Annotated in this window: 18 protein-coding genes and 1 pseudogene; 8 read left to right on the plus strand and 11 right to left on the minus strand. The window is 71.1% G+C overall.

Annotated features, from left to right (window positions below; translation table 11 throughout):
* Nucleotides 1-94: 94 nt before the first annotated feature.
* Nucleotides 95-1,039 (minus strand): RNA polymerase sigma factor SigJ, encoded by a 945-nt coding sequence (gene sigJ, locus ABFX50_RS46675; protein ID WP_346156778.1) that lies wholly within the window; start codon nt 1,037-1,039, stop codon nt 95-97.
* A gap of 231 nt (nt 1,040-1,270) precedes the next feature.
* Between sigJ and ABFX50_RS46680 the strand changes: the two genes are divergently transcribed.
* On the plus strand, nt 1,271-1,666 hold the full coding sequence (locus tag ABFX50_RS46680; protein ID WP_346156782.1) for a hypothetical protein: 396 nt from the start codon (nt 1,271-1,273) through the stop codon (nt 1,664-1,666).
* A 123-nt stretch (nt 1,667-1,789) separates the two neighbouring features.
* Here ABFX50_RS46680 and ABFX50_RS46685 read toward each other — a convergent pair whose 3' ends face one another.
* The 3 genes from ABFX50_RS46685 to ABFX50_RS46695 are packed head-to-tail and all read right to left on the minus strand — an operon-like array spanning nt 1,790 to nt 2,778.
* On the minus strand, nt 1,790-2,269 hold the full coding sequence (locus ABFX50_RS46685) for a GntR family transcriptional regulator (protein WP_346156785.1): 480 nt from the start codon (nt 2,267-2,269) through the stop codon (nt 1,790-1,792).
* 25 nt (nt 2,270-2,294) lie between these two features.
* Entirely contained in the window at nt 2,295-2,597 is a 303-nt protein-coding gene (locus ABFX50_RS46690; RefSeq protein ID WP_346156787.1) for a GntR family transcriptional regulator, read from the minus strand.
* On the minus strand, nt 2,527-2,778 hold the full coding sequence (locus tag ABFX50_RS46695) for a GntR family transcriptional regulator (RefSeq protein ID WP_346156789.1): 252 nt from the start codon (nt 2,776-2,778) through the stop codon (nt 2,527-2,529). The genes ABFX50_RS46690 and ABFX50_RS46695 overlap by 71 nt, the downstream gene beginning before the upstream one ends.
* Before the next feature lie 109 nt (nt 2,779-2,887).
* Between ABFX50_RS46695 and ABFX50_RS46700 the strand changes: the two genes are divergently transcribed.
* Nucleotides 2,888-3,181 carry a hypothetical protein gene (locus ABFX50_RS46700; RefSeq protein ID WP_346156791.1) on the plus strand — a complete coding sequence of 98 codons (294 nt, stop codon included), beginning with the start codon at nt 2,888-2,890 and terminating at the stop codon, nt 3,179-3,181.
* Nucleotides 3,182-3,806: 625 nt separating this feature from the next.
* Here ABFX50_RS46700 and ABFX50_RS46705 read toward each other — a convergent pair.
* Nucleotides 3,807-4,496, minus strand: a complete 690-nt coding sequence (locus ABFX50_RS46705) for a JAB domain-containing protein (RefSeq protein WP_346156793.1) — start codon at nt 4,494-4,496, stop codon at nt 3,807-3,809.
* 284 nt (nt 4,497-4,780) lie between these two features.
* On the minus strand, nt 4,781-5,503 hold the full coding sequence (locus ABFX50_RS46710) for a GntR family transcriptional regulator (protein ID WP_183657432.1): 723 nt from the start codon (nt 5,501-5,503) through the stop codon (nt 4,781-4,783).
* Nucleotides 5,504-5,888: 385 nt separating this feature from the next.
* Here ABFX50_RS46710 and dapA point away from each other — a divergent pair, with 385 nt between their 5' ends.
* A complete protein-coding gene (gene dapA / locus ABFX50_RS46715) occupies nt 5,889-6,803 on the plus strand; it encodes a 4-hydroxy-tetrahydrodipicolinate synthase (protein WP_346156797.1) in 915 nt (304 codons plus the stop codon).
* A gap of 60 nt (nt 6,804-6,863) precedes the next feature.
* Nucleotides 6,864-8,549 (plus strand): ribonuclease J, encoded by a 1,686-nt coding sequence (locus ABFX50_RS46720; protein ID WP_183657435.1) that lies wholly within the window; start codon nt 6,864-6,866, stop codon nt 8,547-8,549.
* Between the two features lie 79 nt (nt 8,550-8,628).
* Here the strand turns inward: ABFX50_RS46720 and ABFX50_RS46725 are convergent, their stop codons facing one another.
* The 3 genes and pseudogenes from ABFX50_RS46725 to ABFX50_RS46735 all read right to left on the minus strand — a co-directional run.
* The gene (locus ABFX50_RS46725) at nt 8,629-9,396 is read right to left on the minus strand and encodes an ABC transporter permease (protein WP_346156798.1); all 768 of its coding nucleotides are present in this window, start codon (nt 9,394-9,396) and stop codon (nt 8,629-8,631) included.
* Nucleotides 9,393-10,145, minus strand: a complete 753-nt coding sequence (locus tag ABFX50_RS46730; RefSeq protein WP_346156800.1) for an ABC transporter permease — start codon at nt 10,143-10,145, stop codon at nt 9,393-9,395. The genes ABFX50_RS46725 and ABFX50_RS46730 overlap by 4 nt, the downstream gene beginning before the upstream one ends.
* Nucleotides 10,146-10,219: 74 nt before the next feature.
* A pseudogene (locus ABFX50_RS46735) lies at nt 10,220-10,861 on the minus strand (ABC transporter ATP-binding protein); the annotation flags it as partial.
* 87 nt (nt 10,862-10,948) lie between these two features.
* On the opposite strand from ABFX50_RS46735, the gene ABFX50_RS46740 reads away from it, so the two are divergent.
* Genes ABFX50_RS46740 through ABFX50_RS46750 form a run of 3 tightly spaced genes read left to right on the plus strand, consistent with a single transcriptional unit; the run spans nt 10,949 to nt 13,151 of the window.
* Nucleotides 10,949-12,037: a sensor histidine kinase gene (locus ABFX50_RS46740; protein WP_346156803.1), complete on the plus strand. Its 1,089-nt coding sequence runs from the start codon at nt 10,949-10,951 to the stop codon at nt 12,035-12,037.
* Entirely contained in the window at nt 12,034-12,666 is a 633-nt protein-coding gene (locus tag ABFX50_RS46745) for a response regulator (RefSeq protein ID WP_183657446.1), read from the plus strand. Before ABFX50_RS46740 ends, ABFX50_RS46745 begins: the two co-directional genes overlap by 4 nt.
* Nucleotides 12,663-13,151 (plus strand): DUF402 domain-containing protein, encoded by a 489-nt coding sequence (locus ABFX50_RS46750; protein WP_346156807.1) that lies wholly within the window; start codon nt 12,663-12,665, stop codon nt 13,149-13,151. The genes ABFX50_RS46745 and ABFX50_RS46750 overlap by 4 nt, the downstream gene beginning before the upstream one ends.
* Before the next feature lie 66 nt (nt 13,152-13,217).
* On the opposite strand, the gene ABFX50_RS46755 is transcribed toward ABFX50_RS46750, so the two are convergent.
* On the minus strand, nt 13,218-14,405 hold the full coding sequence (locus ABFX50_RS46755) for a hypothetical protein (RefSeq protein WP_346156809.1): 1,188 nt from the start codon (nt 14,403-14,405) through the stop codon (nt 13,218-13,220).
* Nucleotides 14,406-14,568: 163 nt separating this feature from the next.
* Nucleotides 14,569-15,825, minus strand: coding sequence for a glucarate dehydratase family protein (locus ABFX50_RS46760; protein WP_346156811.1), 1,257 nt, complete (start codon nt 15,823-15,825; stop codon nt 14,569-14,571).
* A gap of 113 nt (nt 15,826-15,938) precedes the next feature.
* Here ABFX50_RS46760 and ABFX50_RS46765 point away from each other — a divergent pair, with 113 nt between their 5' ends.
* Nucleotides 15,939-17,366 (plus strand): aldehyde dehydrogenase (NADP(+)), encoded by a 1,428-nt coding sequence (locus ABFX50_RS46765; protein ID WP_346156813.1) that lies wholly within the window; start codon nt 15,939-15,941, stop codon nt 17,364-17,366.
* Nucleotides 17,367-17,393 lie beyond the last annotated feature (27 nt).

Here is a 17,393-nt window from a genome sequence, read left to right on the forward strand (position 1 = left end):
GCCGGCCGGGCGGCTGGCTGTACCTGCTGGCCTGGCCGTCGGACGAGGCGATCGGCCGGAGGATCACGGCGAACCAGCGCTCCGCGCCTTCGGATCAGTGCCCTGACCCCGCCACCGGCCACGACCCAAGCTTGTCGGGGTTGCGTACCGCCCAGATGCGAATGATCCGGTCGCCTGCGACGTCGAACGCCGCCACCGTCATGGTGACGCCGTTGTGCTGGGCCACCAGACCGGGCCGGCCGTTGACCGTACGCTCCAGGAGCGTCAGGTCGGGTGCTCGCTCGGCAAGGGCGAGGACGTATCGGGCCACCTGCTCGCCGCCTTCGACGGGGTGGAGCGCGGCGCTGACCAGACCGCCGCCATCGGCGATCATCGTGGCGTCGGGGTCGAGGAGGCCGACGAGGGCGGCGATGTCCTTGGCCTCCCACGCCTGCTTGAAGTCCCTGACGAGGCCGGCGTGCCGGGCTGCGGGGGCCGACGGAGTCTGCGACGCGCGAACGCGGCGGCGGGCCGAGAAGGCCAGCTGGCGACATGCCAGCGGGGTACGCCCGACGATCTCGGCCACTTCGGCGAAGGAATACCTGAAGACATCGTGCAGGATGAACGCCACACGCTCGGCCGGGGTCATCGACTCGAGCACGACCAGGAACGCCATGTTGATCGACTCGTCGAGCGTGACCCGGTCGGCCGGGTCGACCGTGCCTGCGCCCTGCCCGTTGACCCACTCCGTGTGATCGGGCAGCGGCTCCGGGACCCATTCGCCCACGTAGCTCTCGCGCCGGACCCGTGCCGAGCCGAGCAGGTCGAGGCAGATGCGGCCGGCGACCCTCGTCAGCCAGGCGCCGGGGGATTCGATGGACTCCTGCTGCCGGCGGGACATGGCGTACCAGCGGGCGTAGGTCTCCTGGACGACATCCTCAGCCTCGGCCAGGGAGCCGAGGAGCCGGTACGCGACATTGATCAGCTGACGCCGCTCGCTCATGATCACGCTCAGGCCCGGATCGGGCCGACCGTCTCCCGGTTCGGATGGGGTGGTCATCGTTTCGCCGATTCCCTAGGTCGCATCGGGGGCCCTCACCAGATCGACGAAAGGTGAGGTCGGCGCGTCGCCTAACATTTCCGGCACCTGCTTCGTCGGACTACTGAGACACCCGGATCACCAGGCCTCAGACACCGCTGACAGGGAGAAGGAAAACCCGCCATGCCCACGCACACGACGACGAAGCGAGGCCTCCTCATGGTCTTGCAGGTCGCCATCACCCTACAAACCGTGGCCGTCTTCGTCCAAGCGATCACCGCTGGGCTGCTGTTGACCACCTCCGGCGGTGGGGCGCTGCACAGTGCCGGGTCGTACACGGTGTTCATCGTGACCCTGCTGCACCTGATCGTCGCGATCCTGGTGTGGCGGCCGGGCGGCGGCTCGCCCAGGCCCATCCGGTACGCCGCCGGCTTCTTCGCGCTCACCTCGGCACAGGTGGCGCTGGGCCTCGCGCACATGACGGCCCTGCACGTCCCCGTGGGCGTCCTGATGTTCGGCCTGAGCGTTCTCCAACTCGTCCGGATCTGGACCGGCCGCCGCGCTCACGGGGCCGCTGCAGCATCGACGGTCGGTCGGGGGGCCGACCGCGACACTCTCGACGAGTCAACACCGGCAGGTCAGCTCTGACCGCCGGGCACATGGCGGCCCGGGGAGCCGCCCGAGGCCGCACCAGGTGAGCACTGAAGCCCGCGGTGGGCCAGAGGCACCACCACGTAGCCTGGGGCGCCGCGATAGAGCAGCCGAGTGGCTTCAGATGTGGGGCCACGACTCCATGGGTGAGACGAAGCTGCCACGGGCCGGCACGGTGTAGATCCAGCCTTGCTCGCGCAACAGCGCCATGGCCCGGCGTACGGTCTCCCTGGCCACCTCATACTCCTGGACAAGGGCGGACTCACCCGGAATCGGGCGGCGCGGCTGTAGCTGCCCCGCTCTGATGCGCTGCTCGATGTCGCCCGCGATCTGGCGATACAACGGAACCCTGCGCGCCCCGCGCGGCGCCTGGCCGGGCTCGCCGACAAAGGCCCCCGATCCGGGGGCGGTGTAGATCAGCCCCTCCTCGCGCAGGACGCGCAGGGCGCGCCGGGCCGTCGTCCGGGCGACGCCGAACTCCTTCTGCAGCTCGGCCTCGCTGGCGACAGGGTCGCCGGGGGAGAGCCCGTGGACGATGCGCGACCGGATGATCTCACTGATCTGCACGTAGAGATGGGTGTCACCATCAGGGTCGAGCATGTCTAAGCATAGACGGGTGATGGGACTAGCGGGGAGAAGGCCACTTGTCCTTGGCGGAGACGTAGGTGCCGCGGTAGGGAACGGTGAACGCCCATCCCTGCTCCCTGAGGTGCGCCACCGCCTGGCGGGCTGTGACCTTGGCGACGCCGTACTCCTTCATCAGCGCCTTCTCGCTCGGGATGGGCCGGTTTGGGGCGATGTCGCCTCGGCGGATCCTGGCGGCGATCTCCTCGGCGATCTTCTGGTAGAGCGGGGTCTTACGCGGGGCGCGGGGGATTCCAAGGCTCGCCGACGAAGGTGCCCTCGCCCTGGATCGTGTAGGCCACACCCTGCTCGCGCAGCTCTCTGGCGACCCGCCGTGCGGTGGTGCGGGCGATCTCGTAGTCGGCCTCGAGCTGCGCCTCGCTGGGCACGGGCTCGCCTGGCTTCAGTTCGCCGCTCTCGATCCTGGCGCGGATCAGTTCGGCGACCTGCTTGTAGATAGGTACGGGGCCGTCTCGGTCAAGCACACCCGAACTATAGACGAAAAGGTACATGCGCGTACAAAGCAGACGCTCAATTGAACCTATAGAGAGAAGTAGCTAGACCAAGGGAGACGTGTTACCTATAGTGATGAGGGTGCCGCTGGACGAGCTGGACCGCTGCAACTCTCCTCACCTCTCGCCGGTGAGCGAAACGTTCGTGCCGATCGACTGGGCAGTCGCAACGCCCCGCGCGGATCGCGTTCGAGTGCGGGCGCATACGTGCGACTGCCTGCCGGTGGCGTACGAGTTGTGCCAGGCGGCCGGGCTCATGTTCATCCGGCGCACGAGTCGAGGGGAAGGGGCGACGGTGGTGCACGAGTCCCCGTGGCAGCGGGTGTGCGAGGTGGAGGAGCTGTGGCGGCGCCTCCTGGAAGGGACGGCGCGGTGATCGCGATACGAAGACTCGCGGGCTGGCGCGCCCTCCTCCGGTGGGGGCAGACGCGCTGGAAGGCGTCCACCGCCGCACGCGTGGCGCGGCACCGGTCGGGGGCGCAGACGTGGGGGTGGTGGGTGCCGTTGGTCGGGCAGTTTCACGAACGCGGCGCCCACCGCGAACCCTGATACGTGCCCTGGGCCCAGTGGCCTTTCGGGCGGGCGCTTGGCGGCCGCTCGGCTCAGGGCGCTTCGACCTCCGCGGGCATGCTCCATCCCGGCCTGCCCGCGGAGCCGTTCCTCCGGCGGGCAGGGCCCGTCCGCCGGAGGGACGGGGAGATGTGGAGACTCCGCTCTGCGCAGCGCGGAAGGCTTCGCTGGATAGACGGGGTCGCTCCTCCGGGTGGAGCTGAGACCCGTCTAGAAATGGGCGCCTGGCGGGCCTCCGAGTGACTGGGGAAGGGAGTCGGAGGTTCGCCGGGCGTCCTCTCTGTGCACGTGGTGCCGGTCGTCTCTGGGCTTCTGGCAAGGCCCCTGCGGCCTCCAGTGGGGGGATCCCCTTTCCCCCGGGCTGGAGTGGCGGCCCCGCTCTTTCAACGCCGAGCGGGGTCGTCTGCTGTGCACTGGGCGGCTTCTCGGCTTCAGGGGCCTGCCGGATGTGACGGATCGGCTGAGGGGTGCGGGATGCGGCGCCAGGCGGTGTCGGTGACGATCACGTGGTCGAGGAAGCGCAGGCCGACCGTTTCGGCGGCCTCGGACAGGCGGTGGGTGGTGGCGAGGTCGGCTTCGCTCGGGTCGAGGGAGCCGCTGGGGTGGTTGTGCGCGACGCCGAACGCCGCGCCGCCCGAGGTGAGCACCGTGGTGATGATCTCGCGGATCGGGGCCGGGGTGTGGTCGGTGCCGCCCTCCGTCATCAGGGCCCGGCGCAGGACGGCGCCGCGAGGGTCGCAGACGATGACGACGAGGCGTTCGCGGGGGTGTCCGCGCAGGAACGGGGCGGCCTGGGCGGCCAGCTCGCTCGATGAGGTGATCCGCGCGCGGGCGGGGCCCTCCTGCGCCCGCCGTACGAGGTGGAAGGCGGCGGCGACGCGGGCGGCCTTCGCGGGACCGACGCCGCGGACGGCGAGCAGGCGGTGAGCGTCGGAGCGGGCCAGCTCGCCCAGGTCGCCGCAGTGCTCGATGAGCTGGGCGGCCAGGTCGACGGCGTCGCTCCCCCTGGTGCCCTGGCCCAGCAGGAGGGCGAGGAGCTCCCTGTCGGCCAGCGCTCCCGCACCGCTGGCGAGCAGGCGCTCGCGTGGGCGGTCGGCGGTGGGCAGGTCCTTGACTCGCAATCGACACCTCCGGATCGGCACCTTGCCGGTTGTATCAACGGGCACCGACAAATCCGGGGCGGACGGGGAGCCCGCGCGCGAGATGGCGAAGAGCCGATCCGCCGGGACGGCGAGGGCCGCTCCATGGCCAGGCGTGAGGCAAGGGGCGACGAGTCGCGCCGGGGGTCCCGGAAGGGGCTGGAGTCGCCGGGGTGGAGAGTGGGTGGTGCGGCCGGGCGGCGCGGGGGTCGGGCGCCGCCCGGGCGGGGTTCGGGGACGAGGTTCCAGACGAGCAGGCGGGCCGGTCAGAGATGGACGGCCATGCTGTAGACGATTTCGAAGCGGTCGCCTGGAACCACGATGTCGCTCGTCTCCACAGGACGTTCGCCTGCCCAGTGGGTTCGTTTGAGGTGCAGCACGTGCACCCCCGCCGGCAGATCGAGCGCGTCGATCTCGGAGGGGCGGGGCACGCGGGTGTGCACGCTCTCCACGATCTCGGTCACCTTGATCCCGTAGGAGGCCAGGCGTCCGATGAGGCTGCGGCGCTCCTCGTCGGAGTGCGGAGCGAACTCCAGCGGCTCGTAGGAGGTGGCGAGCTGGAGGGGCTTGCCGTCGGCGCGGAAGACGTAGTGGGTCCTGGTGAGGGTGGTCGACTCCTCCACGCGCAGGCGCTGGGCGATGTCGGCCGTGGCCTCCACGGGTTCGCTGTGCCAGTCCCAGGTCACGCGCCGGCCCTGGCTCTGCAGGTCGGCGGCGAAGGGGGCCTGGTGGTCGTGGAAGCGCCATCTGTGCAAAGGAGCGAGGTCGGGACGCTCCCTGACGTAGTGTCCCGACCCCACCCGGCCGAAGATGAGCCCTTCGCCTGCCAGTACGCGCAGCGCATGGCGGGCGGCGGTCTCGCCGACCTGGTACTTGCGGGTCAGCTGCGCCCGTGAGGGGATGGGCGCGCCGGGGGGAAGGGTGCCGTCGTTGATCTGCCGCCGAATGTCTTCGACGACGCGCAGGTAGACCGGATCGGAACTTGCCACTAGTCCATCCCTGGGGTTGCTGTGAGGCGTTGCCCCATGTTGCCGTATTCGGCAGGTAACCCACCGTCATCGACGGGAGATGGAGTTCCAACTTTGGATGGCCGTAAAAATATTCCGAGAACTCTGTAACGCGAGCGTAAGGGGCTGCGATTCTCCGGTAGAGGTCGTCGATGTGTGTACCCCCGAGCACATATCGGCGGCCTCTTCCATGTCTCGCGTCAGTCGTCACGCTCTGCGACCGGAGGCGCGCTCCAGGTGAGCGGCGCGCGTGCCCGCCGTCCGGCAGGCGCGCATCGACGCGAAAGCGGCGTGATAAGGGCCTGGAAATGGCGTTATGGGGGTGGCGGGGTTCGGGAGGTGAGCGAATCCGGGTAGCGTTCGCACTATGGGATCGCCCACTCGAACCTCCGAAGCCCCCTTCGGACGCATGCTGACCGCCATGGTCACGCCGTTCACCGACGACGGCGCCGTCGATTACGACAACGCGCGCAGGCTCGCCGCCTACCTGGTGGACGAGCAGCGCAATGACGGTCTGATCGTGAGCGGCACGACGGGGGAGTCCCCGACCACCAGTGACGCGGAGAAAGAGCGTCTGCTGCGGGTCGTGGTGGAGGCGGTCGGCGACAGGGCCACCGTCGTCGCGGGTGTGGGGACGAACGACACCCATCACAGCATCGAACTGGCCAGGCAGGCCGCGCGCGCGGGCGCGCACGGGCTGCTCGTGGTGACGCCGTACTACAACAAGCCCCCGCAGGAGGGCCTCTACCGGCACTTCGCGGCTGTGGCCGGCGTGACGGGCCTGCCCGTCATGCTCTATGACATTCCCGGCAGGAGCGGCGTGCCGATCCAGACCGAGACGCTGCTCAGGCTGGCCCAGCACGACACGATCGTGGCGGTGAAGGACGCCAAGGGCGACCTGTTCGCCGCCTCCCTGGTGATGACGGCGACCGACCTGGTCTTCTACTCGGGTGACGACGTGCTCAACCTGCCGTGGCTTTCGGTGGGCGCGGCGGGGTTCGTCAGCGTGGTCGGGCACGTGGTCGGCGCCGAGCTTGCCAGAATGATCGAGCTGCACAGGGCGGGCGACGTCGCGCAGGCGACCGCCCTGCACCGGCAGCTGCTGCCCGTGGTCGACGGGGTCATGAACCGCGCGGGTGGCGCGATCATGACGAAGGCGGCGCTGAAGCTGATGGGCCGGTCGGTCGGCCCGATGCGGCCTCCGCTGGTGGAGGCCACCGAAGGACAGATCGCCGAGCTGCGGGCGTGCCTCGTGGCCGGTGGCGTGAAGTTGGCTGACTGAATGACAACGGGGAGGAACGGAGATATTGAGAACACGATCTGACCGGCATGGGGGCGCCGCATGAGCCATCCGCATCCGGAACTCGGCCCCCCGCCGCGCCTGCCCGACGGCGGGCTGCGCATCGTGGCGCTCGGCGGCCTGGGCGAGATCGGCAGGAACATGGCGGTCTTCGAGTACGAAGGCCGGCTGCTGATCGTCGACTGCGGGGTGCTGTTCCCCGACCCCGAGCAGCCTGGCGTCGACCTGATCCTGCCCGACTTCGAGTACATCAGGGGCAGGCTCGACGACGTCGAGGCGCTGATCCTGACGCACGGCCACGAGGACCACATCGGCGCCGTGCCGTACCTCCTGCGTGAGCGGCGCGACATCCCGCTCGTTGGGTCCAGACTGACGCTGGCCTTCATCGAGGCCAAGCTCACCGAGCACCGCATCCAGCCGGAGAAGCGGCACGTCGTCGAGGGGGAACGGCACCACTTCGGGCCGTTCGAGTGCGAGTTCTTCGCGGTCAACCACTCGATCCCCGACGCGCTCGCGGTCGCGATCAGGACCCCCGCGGGCATCGTCCTGCACACCGGCGACTTCAAGATGGACCAGCTGCCCAGCGACGGCCGGCTGACCGACCTCGGCGGGTTCGCCAGGCTCGGCTCCGAGGGCGTCGACCTGCTGATGTCCGACTCGACCAACGCCGAGGTGGCGGGGTTCGTCACCTCCGAGCGAGAGATCGGTCCCGTCGTCGACGAGGTGATCCGCACCTCCTCCAAGCGCGTGATCGTGGCGAGCTTCGCCTCCCACGTGCACCGCGTGCAGCAGGTGATCGACGCCGCGGAGAAGCACGGCCGCAAGGTCGCGCTGGTCGGCAGGTCGATGGTGCGCAACATGGGGGTCGCTCGCGACCTCGGCTACCTGCGCATCCCGAACGGCCTGGTCGTCGACTCGCGTGACATCGAGGAGTGGCCGCCGGAGGACGTGGTGCTGATCTGCACCGGTTCGCAGGGCGAGCCGATGGCCGCGCTGTCGCGCATGGCCAACCGCGACCACGCGATCCGCATCGCGCCGGGCGACACGGTGCTGCTGGCCTCCTCGCTGGTGCCCGGCAACGAGACCGCGGTCAACAAGGTCATCAACGGGCTGACCAGGTGGGGCGCGCGCGTCATCCACAAGGGCAACGCGAAGGTGCACGTGTCGGGGCACGCGGCGGCCGGCGAGCTGCTGTACGTCCTGAACCTCACCAGGCCGTCGAACTTCATGCCGGTGCACGGCGAGTGGCGCCACCTGCGGGCGCACGCCAAGCTGGCCTCGATGACCGGCGTGCCCGACGACCACATCGTGATCGCCGAGGACGGCGTCGTGGTGGACCTGGTCGACGGCGTCGCGAAGATCACCGGTGCGGTGCAGGCCGGGTACGTCTACGTCGACGGCATCTCGGTCGGCGAGATCACCGACACCTCGCTGAAGGACCGGCGCATACTCGGTGACGAGGGGTTCGTCTCGGTCGTCGTGGTGGTCGACTCCAACACCGGCAAGCTCACCGCGGGGCCCGAGATCCACGCGCGCGGGTCGGGAATAGACCCCGAGCGCTTCGACGAGATCATCCCGGTGATCGAGAAGGCGATCGAGCAGAACGCCGCCGACGGCGTGGTGGACATGCAGCAGATCCGCCGCGTGGTCCGCAGGACGGTGGGGCGCTGGGTGAGCGACACCTACCGCCGCCGCCCGATGATCATCCCGGTGATCGTGGAGGTCTGACCCAGGCCCTGCGAAGACCCCAGCCCGCAGTCCGGGGCTGGGGTCTTTCCCGTCGGGGCGGCGTGCCCCGCGTGCCTGGTCAGACGTCTCGTCCGCGGATGAGGAGGAGGCCGGCGCCCAGCGGCACCGCCGCGTACAGCACCAGCGCCACCGCCGCCGCGAACGGGGACAGCAGGGCGCCGTAGACCGAGGACGTGAGGTCCTCGCCGGTGATCTCGCGGGGCAGCGCGCCGAGCATCACCGAGCCGAGCCGCTCGCTCCACGGCTCCGGCAGGTTCCCGACGATCATCGGGAAGACGTAGACCAGCCCGACCAGGATCGCGATGGCCCCCGCCGCCGAGCGCAGCACCGCGCCGAGGCCCAGGCCGAGCAGCGCGTACACCGCGACGGTGAGGCTGGAGGTGACGAGTGTCGGCAGCCTGTCGGCGAAGCCGGCCACGGGATAGCGGCTCTCCAGCATCCACCAGGAGACGGCGTACGTGGCGAACACCACGACGGGCCCGACGACCAGGCCCAGGCCGCCCACGACCACGGACTTGGCCGCCAGCACCGGCCGGCGCCCTGGCACCAGGGCGAAGCTCGTCCTGATGAGGCCGGTGGCGTACTCGGAGGTGATCGCCAGCACGCCCATGATCCCCATGGCCAGCTGGGGCACGATCAGCACCACCTCCTCCAGTTCGGCGATCCTGGCGCCGGCGCGCATCGAGGCGGGGGCGCTGTCGTACATGGCGATCGCCGACATGGCCACCGCCACCGCGAGCGGGATCGCGCCGAGGGAGATCGCCAGGATGAGATGGCTGGAGCGGATCGAGCGGATCTTCAGCCACTCGGCGGCCAGCACGTTCACGCGTCCCTCCTCTCGAAGACCAGGAAGGCCGCGGCCAGCGCCACGAGCGCGTACCCGGCCAGGACGGCGACCGCGGCGGCAGGGGGCAGCAGGCCGTCCAGCCGGGTGGAGATCCGCTCGCCCGCGATCTGCGGCACCAGGTTCGGCAGCATCCAGGCGCCCACCCTCACGTTCCACGGCTGCGGCAGGTAGGGCGCGATGCCCGGCAGGACGAACAGCAGCCCCACGACCGAGCCGACGGCCGCGGCCGTCGAGCGGGTGACCACGCCGAGGCCCAGCCCGACCAGCGCGAGGACGGTCACCGACAGCACCGAGCCGAGCAGCAGCGGCAGGTCGTCGCCGAAGGAGCCCGCGTTGTAGCCGACCGCGCGGTCACCGGCGATGAGGTGGCTGAGGGCGTAGGTGATGAAGATCACGGCGAGCGCCGACAACGTCGTGGCGGCCGCCACGACCGTCGCCTTCGCCGCCAGCAGCGCCCTGCGGCGCGGCACGGCGGTGAGGCTCGCGCGGATGGTGCCCGTGCCGTACTCCGCGGTGACGGCCAGCACGCCGACCAGGGCCAGACTGATCTGGACGAGCGGCAGGAACCCCTCTTCGGGCGCGGCGGCCCTGATGGAGCCGCGCGCGTCGGCCAGCGTGCCGACGTAGAAGCTCCAGACCGCGCCCAGGACGATCACGAGCGCGGCGGCGACGATCGCGTAGCGGGTGGAGGAGACCGAGCGCAGCTTCAGCCACTCCGAGGCGATCACCGGGCCGCTCCGTACTCGACGCTGCCCGCCGTCAGGGCGAGGTAGGCCGACTCCAGGGAGTCGTACCGCTCGGTGAGGTCCTTCACCGAGGTCTCGACGATCAGCCGGCCCCTGCCGACGATGACGATCCTGTCGGCGGTCAGCGCCATCTCGCTCATCAGGTGGCTGGACAGCAGGACGGTCCTGCCCTCGGCGGCCAGCGACCGCATCAGGTCGCGGATCCACCGCACGCCGTCGGGGTCGAGCCCGTTGACGGGCTCGTCGAACAGCAGCACGCCGGGGTCGCCCAGCAGCGCGGCGGCGATGCCGAGACGCTGCTTCATGCCGAGGGAGAAGCCGCCCGCCTTCTTGCGCGCCACCCCGGCCAGCCCGACCTGCTCGAGCACCTCGGCGGCGCGCACGGGTCCGATGCCGTTGCTGCGAGCCATCCAGAGCAGGTGGTTGTAGGCCGAGCGGGCGGGATGAAGGGCGTTGGCGTCGAGGAGCGCGCCCACCTCGTGCAGGGGCCTGCCGAGCGTCGCGTAGCGGCGGCCGTTCACCAGCGCCTCGCCCGAGGTCGGGGTGTCGAGGCCGAGGATCAGCCGCATCGTGGTGGACTTGCCCGCGCCGTTCGGGCCGAGGAAGCCGGTGACGTGACCCGGCTGGACGGTGAACGACAGGTCGTCCACGGCGCGGGCCCTCCCGTAGCGTTTGGTCAGCTGTTTCACTTCGATCACCCCCTCACGGTCGGGGAAGGCGGGCGCCCCGCACATCGGACCCCGGTATGACGTGGACTGTCGGCGCCGCCGGATAGCGTTCGGGTCGTGGACTTCACCAGGCGGCTCACCCGCGGCCAGCTCATCGGCCTCGACTGCCTGGCCGGATGGGCCATCGCCATGGTCGGCCTGACCTCCGCGGCCACCGCGCAGGCGCCGGTCTGGGCCAAGCTCGCCCTCGCCTTCGGCCTGGGCCCCCCGCTGGCGGTGCGCAGGCTGTGGCCGGTGAGCGTCTTCGGCCTCGTCCTGGCGGTGTCGATGGTCGCGAGCGTCTCCGGCGTGGTGAGCATGGCCTACCTGTCGCCCACCTACGCGCTCTACGTCGTGGCGCTGGAGCGGCCCGGCAGGGTGTCCACCAACATGGTCGCGATCGTGACCGTGGTCATGGCGGTGTCGCTGGCCGTGGCGGGGGCGCCGGCCGGGTGGGCGCGCGGCGTCGGCGACGTCCTGTTCGGGCTGGCCGCCATGGGCGGGGCGTGGACGGTCGGGCGGGCCGTCCGCGAGAGAAGGCTCTACGCGGCGCGCGCCGTCGAACGGCTGGTCACCGAGGAGCGGCTGCGCATCGCCCGCGAGCTGCACGACGTCGTCGCGCACAGCATGGGGCTCATCGCGGTCAAGGCGGGCGTGGCCAACCACGTGATGCGCAGCAGGCCGGAGGAGGCGCACGACGCGCTGAAGGTGATCGAGAGCGCCAGCCGCGACGCGCTGACCGAGATGCGCCACCTGCTCGGCGTGCTGCGCACCGAGCCGCCCGACCTGCGTCCCGTGCCCGAGCTGGCGGAGCTGGCCGAGCGGACGAGGCTGGCGGGGGTGGCGGTCAAGCTGAGGGCCACCGGGGTGGACGACCTGCCCGAGGGCGTACGGCTGGCGGTGCACAGGATCGTGCAGGAGGCGCTCACGAACGTCGTCAAGCACGCCGCCCCCGCCCCCTGCAGGGTGACGGTGACGGCCGACGGCGGGCAGGCGTTCGTCGAGGTGGTCGACGAAGGGCCCGGGCGGCGCACGCTGCCCGCCATGGTGGAAGGTCACGGGCTGATCGGGATGAGGGAGAGGGTCATGATGTACGGCGGCACGTTCTCGGCGGGGCCGGGCCCGTCAGGGGGCTTCAGGGTGGCGGCGACCCTGCCCTATTCATGATCCGCGTCCTCATCGCCGACGACCAGGTGCTGCTGCGCGGCAGCTTCAGGGTGCTGGTCGACAGCGAGCCCGATCTGAGCGTGGTCGGCGAGGCGGGCACCGGCGCGCGGGCGGTGGAGCTCGCGCTCGCCACGCGCCCCGACGTGGTGCTGATGGACGTCAGGATGCCGGAGATGGACGGCATCGAGGCCACGCGCAGGATCGGCGACGTGGCCAGGGTGCTGATCGTGACCATGTTCGACCTCGACGCCTACGTCTACTCGGCGCTGCGGGCGGGCGCGTCGGGGTTCCTGCTCAAGGACACCCCTCCCGCCGACCTGCTGGCGGCGATCAGGCTCGTGGCCAGGGGGGAGGCGCTGCTCGCGCCCACGGTCACGCGCAGGCTGATCGAGGAGTTCGCGCGGCCTGCCGTACGGGGGTTGGAGGGCATCACCGACAGGGAGCGCGAGGTCCTCACGTTGATCGCGCGCGGCCTGTCGAACACCGAGATCACCGAGCGCCTGCACCTCAGCATGGCGACGGTCAAGACGCACATCGGCCGCCTGCTGACCAAGCTCGACGCCCGCGACAGGGCCCAGCTGGTGATCGCGGCGTACGAGAGCGGGCTCGTTGTACGGTCGGGGGCATGAAGGTCATTTTCCGGAAATATGGCGGTTCCCTCCACTGGCACCACCCCGCCAGACTGCTGGGCGAGGACGCTCACGGCGTGTGGGTGGGCTGCGAGGCGGGCACGACGGGCGCCAAGGGAGACGGGCCGCCGGTGGTGTGGGAGCGCGCGTTCGTGATGCTCTTCCCTCGCGACGAGTGGTGGGTGGCGCTGTTCAACGACGAGGGCCACAAGATCGACGTCTACGTCGACGTCACCACCGTGCCCGAGTGGCGGGACGGGGCGGTCACGATGGTCGACCTCGACCTCGACGTGGTGCGCACGAAGGAGGGGCGGGTCTTCGTCGACGACGAGGACGAGTTCGCCGAGCACCAGGTGCTGCTGGGCTATCCGCCCGAGGTGATCGCCCAGGCCGAGGCGGCGACGCGCGGGCTGGTCAAAGCGGTGACCGACCGCGTGCCGCCCTTCGACGGCACCCATCTGCCGTATCTCTCCCAGGTCCGCTGACACGCCGCCGTGACCTCGCCCCGAAGGACTCTCAAGGGCGCGGCCTTCGGGGAAGTCGTCGGGATCTCACGACCGGACGGCGCGCAACGCCCTGGCCAGCGTGTCCAGGCGGGCCGCTGAGGCGAGGCCGACGTGGTAGAGGTGCAGCTCGTCGGCTCCCGCCTTCGCGTATGCGGTGAACGACTCGGCGAGCTGGGCCTCGTCGGCGGGCTTGGGCGGCAGGAACAGCGCGTAGGCCCCCAGGCGCCCGCCTGGGGAGGAGAGCGCGGACAGCCTCGTGAGGTTCGAGGCGGCCTCCTCCTGGGTGCCCCAGCACATGCCCACCAGCCCGTCGAGCGAGGGGTCGGCGTCGGGCAGGGTGGCGAAGGGGCCGGCCGCCCACGGGTCTGGGCTGGCGTGCGTCCTGATCGGCAGACCGGGGGACAGCTCCCTGGCGGCCGCGACCAGCCTCGCGCGCAGCGAGCTCGCCAGCCTGCCCCGATGCTCCCGCACGGCCCCTGCCGGCTCCCCGAGCGCCTCCTCCACCGAGCCGGCCTCCACAGGCTCGGCCTCCACAGGCCCCCGCCCCGCTCCCGTGCCCGGGGCCCCGATGGTGTCGGCGGGGCCGTCGATGGCGGCGCGGACTCTCGCGCGCAGCTCGTCGGCGTCGGGGTAGCCGGGCAGGCAGGCCGTACAGAAGCAGAGAGAAAGCAGGGCCGAGTGGACGGAGGTCCAGTCGGCGCCGCCCGTCTTCTCGTGGACGCTCTGGTGACCGAACCCCATCGGCCCGCACGCCTCCAGGATCAGCCCGTCGGGCGCGCCCACCGAGACGATCTCCCTGACCAGCCGCTCGCAGTACTCGGCGACGTCCTCGTGGGAGGGGCACAGAGCGTACGGGTAGGCGTCGCCGAAGGCGTTGCGGACCACCACGTCGGGGTGGGCGGCGCCGAGGTGGCTGCTGTGGGTGAGGATCGTCCAGGCGTGGACGGGCAGGCCGACGGCGCGCAGGGCGTCGCGCGCCTGCAGGAACGCGTCGGGGGAGGTCCAGGTGGGATTCGGGGGGACGAGCCTGCCCCATGCCGACGGCCGTACGGGCAGGTAGAAGGCGGAGTAGGGCACGTCGAGCACGCGGTGCGCGGGGTGGAGGGGGGTGGCGGCGCGGGTGGAGTGGTAGGAGGCGGCCAGCGCGACCGCGTCCACCCCGAGCGCGGCGATCCTGCCGGGCGCGGCGGGGTCGCCGACGACGTCCCAGGGGTAGACGTAAGCGATGTTCATGGAGGCCGATTCTCCAGGGATCGTGGGGCGCGCTCTCGACGAGCGACCCGCGGCGGACGGTGGGCGCCTCTGGTGAGGGAAGGCCGATCTCCGTGGAGCCGGTTCCGGAGCGGGGCGGAGGTGACTCCGGGGGTGCCGACCGGCGGGGCGGCACCCCCTGGAGTCACCAGCGTGGCCGGGTGTTTGTGAAGGAGGGGTTGAACCTGCGCATGTACGAGGTGTCGTCACGCGCCGTGAACCCGCACGTGAGGTACTGCTCGTGCATCACCGCCAGCGCGTCGCGGTCCAGTTCGACGCCGAGCCCCGGCCCCTTCGGCACCGGCACCGCGCCGTCCACGAAGCGCAGCGCGCCGGGCGCGACCACGTCCTGACCGTCCTGCCACGGGGTGTGAGTGTCGCAGGCGGTGGCGACGTTCGGCACGGCGGCGGCCAGGTGGGTCATGGCGGCCAGGCTGATGCCGAGGTGGGAGTTGGAGTGCATCGACAGCGAGATCCCGAACGTCTCGCACAACCGCGCCAGCTGCACCGAGCGCTCCAGCCCGCCCCAGTAGTGGTGGTCGGACAGCAGCACCCCGATCGCCCCCTGCCTGATGGCGGGCGGCAGATGCTCGAACGTCACCACGCACATGTTCGTGGCCAGCGGCATCGGCGCCTGAGCCGCGACCGCCGCCATGTCCTCGATGCCCGCTGTGGGGTCCTCGAGGTACTCCAGCGTTCCCTCCAGCGCCCGCGCCACCTCGAGCGAGGTCTCGACCGACCAGACGGCGTTGGGGTCCAGGCGCAGCGGGTGCGAGGGGAAGGCCTCGCGCAGCGCCAGGATGGCGTCGACCTCCTGCGAGGGTTCGAAGACGCCGCCCTTGAGCTTGATGGAGCGGAAGCCGTACTCCTCGATGAGCAGGCGGGCCTGCGCGACGATCCCTTCGGGATCGAGCGCCGCGCCGAACCTGTCGTCGGCCTCGCCCGGGTGCCCCGCCCACTTGTAGAACAGATAGGCGCTGTACGGCACGGCCTCGCGCACCGCGCCGCCGAGCAGGTCGCTGACGGGACGGCCGAGCGCCTTGCCGCGGATGTCCAGGCAGGCCACCTCGAACGGGGAGTAGACCCGGTCGACGCTCTTCTCCTTGGTGGCCGCGCCCGTCAGGCCGTGCAGGTCGGACACCACGTCGCCGACCAGGGCCGCGACCCGGGAGTAGATCTCGTTCTGCGCGTGGACGTCGAGCCCGATCAGCGCCTTCGCCGCCGTGCGCACCTTCTCCAGGTGGGCCAGGTCGCCGTAGGTCTCGCCGAGCCCGGACAGGCCCTCGTCGGTGACGACCTCGATGACGGTACGCAGCGCCCACGGTTCGTGGACTCCGGCGGCATTGAGCAGGGGAGGGTCGCGGAACGCGACGGGGGTGACAGTGATCTCTCTAATGTTCATATATGTGAACGACCGCCAGAATTGTGGACGACTGTCGGTAACTGTAAGAATCGGGCGCAGTGAGTGTCAATAGCAGGCTAAAGTGAAGTGTGATATTGCACAGGGGTGAAGCGATGATCCACGCATACGACCCGCGCACCGGCGAGAGCTTCGGCGAGGCGATCGCCGAGAGCACCGACGCGGAGGTCGACGCGGCCGTCGAGGCGGCCCACGCGGCGGCCCCCGCCTGGCGCGCGGCAGCCAGGCCCGAGGTGCTGGAGGCGATCGCCTCCGCGCTGGAGGCCAACGTCGAGGAGCTCTGGACGGTCGCCGACAGGGAGACCGCCCTCGGCGAGACCAGGCTGCGCGGCGAGGTGGCCCGTGCGGCCAGCCAGTTCAGGCTGTTCGCCGAGGTACTCAGGGACGGCGGCCACCTGGAGGCGGTCATCTCCCGCCAGGCGGACGTGCGCCGCATGAACCATCCGCTGCCCGGCGTCGTAGGCGTCTTCTCGGCCTCGAACTTCCCCTTCGCCTTCTCCGTCGCGGGCGGCGACACCGCGTCGGCGCTGGCGGCCGGCTGTCCCGTCGTCGTCAAGGCGCACCCGGCCCACCCGCTGACCTCCGAGCTGTCGGCCGGCGTGATCAGGTCCGCGCTGCCCGACCCCGCGCTGCTCGGCCTGGTCCACGGCCTCGCCGCCGGCAAGCGCCTGGTGCAGCATCCCGACGTGGTCGCGGTGGGTTTCACCGGGTCGATCCCCGGTGGCAAGGCGATCCAGGCGCTCATCGACGAACGTCCTGAGCCGATCCCGTTCTTCGGTGAGCTGGGCAGCGTGAACCCGGTCGTCGTGCTGCCCTCGGCGGCGCGCGAAGGGCTCGCCTCCGGCTTCGCCGCCTCGCTCACGCTCGGCACCGGCCAGTTCTGCACCAACCCCGGGCTGGTGTTCGTGCCGGACGACGCCGACCTGGTGGCCTCGCTGGGTACGGCGGTGGCCGGCAGCAGCGGTTCGGCCATGCTCAGCGAGCGGATCAGGCAGGGCTACCTCGACGGCGTCGAGCGCCTGGCCAAGCTCACCCTGCTGGCCGAGGGCGCGCAGGGCGAGGCGGCGTGGGCCGTCGCGCCGCGCGTCTTCACGATCGACCTCGCGGCCTTCGCCGAGAGGCTGCCCGCGATCGCCGAGGAGTGCTTCGGGCCCTCGTCGATCGTGGTGACCTACGGGGACGCCGCCGAGCTCCCCTCGGTGCTGGAGCGCCTGGAGGGCTCGCTCACGGCCACCGTCCACGCCACCGACGTCGACGAGGCGCGCCCCGTCGCCGAAGCGCTGGCGCGCAGGGCGGGCCGGCTGATCTGGAACGGCTGGCCGACGGGGGTCGCGGTGTGCTGGGCGATGCACCACGGCGGACCGTGGCCGGCCAGCACGGCCCCCGCGCACACCTCGGTGGGCGCGATGGCGATCAGGCGCTGGGTGCGGCCGACGGCCTACCAGGGCTGGCCGTCGGAGCTGCTGCCGCCGGAGCTGCGCGACGACAACCCCCTGGGCGTGCCGCAGCGCGTCGACGGCTGAACCGGCCGGCTGAACCGGCCGGGCCGC

It is taken from the genome of Nonomuraea recticatena, from assembly GCF_039533245.1.
Taxonomy (GTDB): domain Bacteria; phylum Actinomycetota; class Actinomycetes; order Streptosporangiales; family Streptosporangiaceae; genus Nonomuraea; species Nonomuraea roseola.

Coding starts and splice junctions, on each gene's coding strand:
- dapA (WP_346156797.1), top strand. CDS start 5,889: ATGGGATCGCCCACTCGAACCTCCGAAGCCCCCTTCGGACGCATGCTG.
- ABFX50_RS46750 (WP_346156807.1), top strand. CDS start 12,663: ATGAAGGTCATTTTCCGGAAATATGGCGGTTCCCTCCACTGGCACCAC.
- ABFX50_RS46765 (WP_346156813.1), top strand. CDS start 15,939: ATGATCCACGCATACGACCCGCGCACCGGCGAGAGCTTCGGCGAGGCG.
- sigJ (WP_346156778.1), bottom strand. CDS start 1,039: ATGACCACCCCATCCGAACCGGGAGACGGTCGGCCCGATCCGGGCCTG.
- ABFX50_RS46755 (WP_346156809.1), bottom strand. CDS start 14,405: ATGAACATCGCTTACGTCTACCCCTGGGACGTCGTCGGCGACCCCGCC.
- ABFX50_RS46685 (WP_346156785.1), bottom strand. CDS start 2,269: ATGCTCGACCCTGATGGTGACACCCATCTCTACGTGCAGATCAGTGAG.
- ABFX50_RS46720 (WP_183657435.1), top strand. CDS start 6,864: ATGAGCCATCCGCATCCGGAACTCGGCCCCCCGCCGCGCCTGCCCGAC.
- ABFX50_RS46745 (WP_183657446.1), top strand. CDS start 12,034: ATGATCCGCGTCCTCATCGCCGACGACCAGGTGCTGCTGCGCGGCAGC.
- ABFX50_RS46760 (WP_346156811.1), bottom strand. CDS start 15,825: ATGAACATTAGAGAGATCACTGTCACCCCCGTCGCGTTCCGCGACCCT.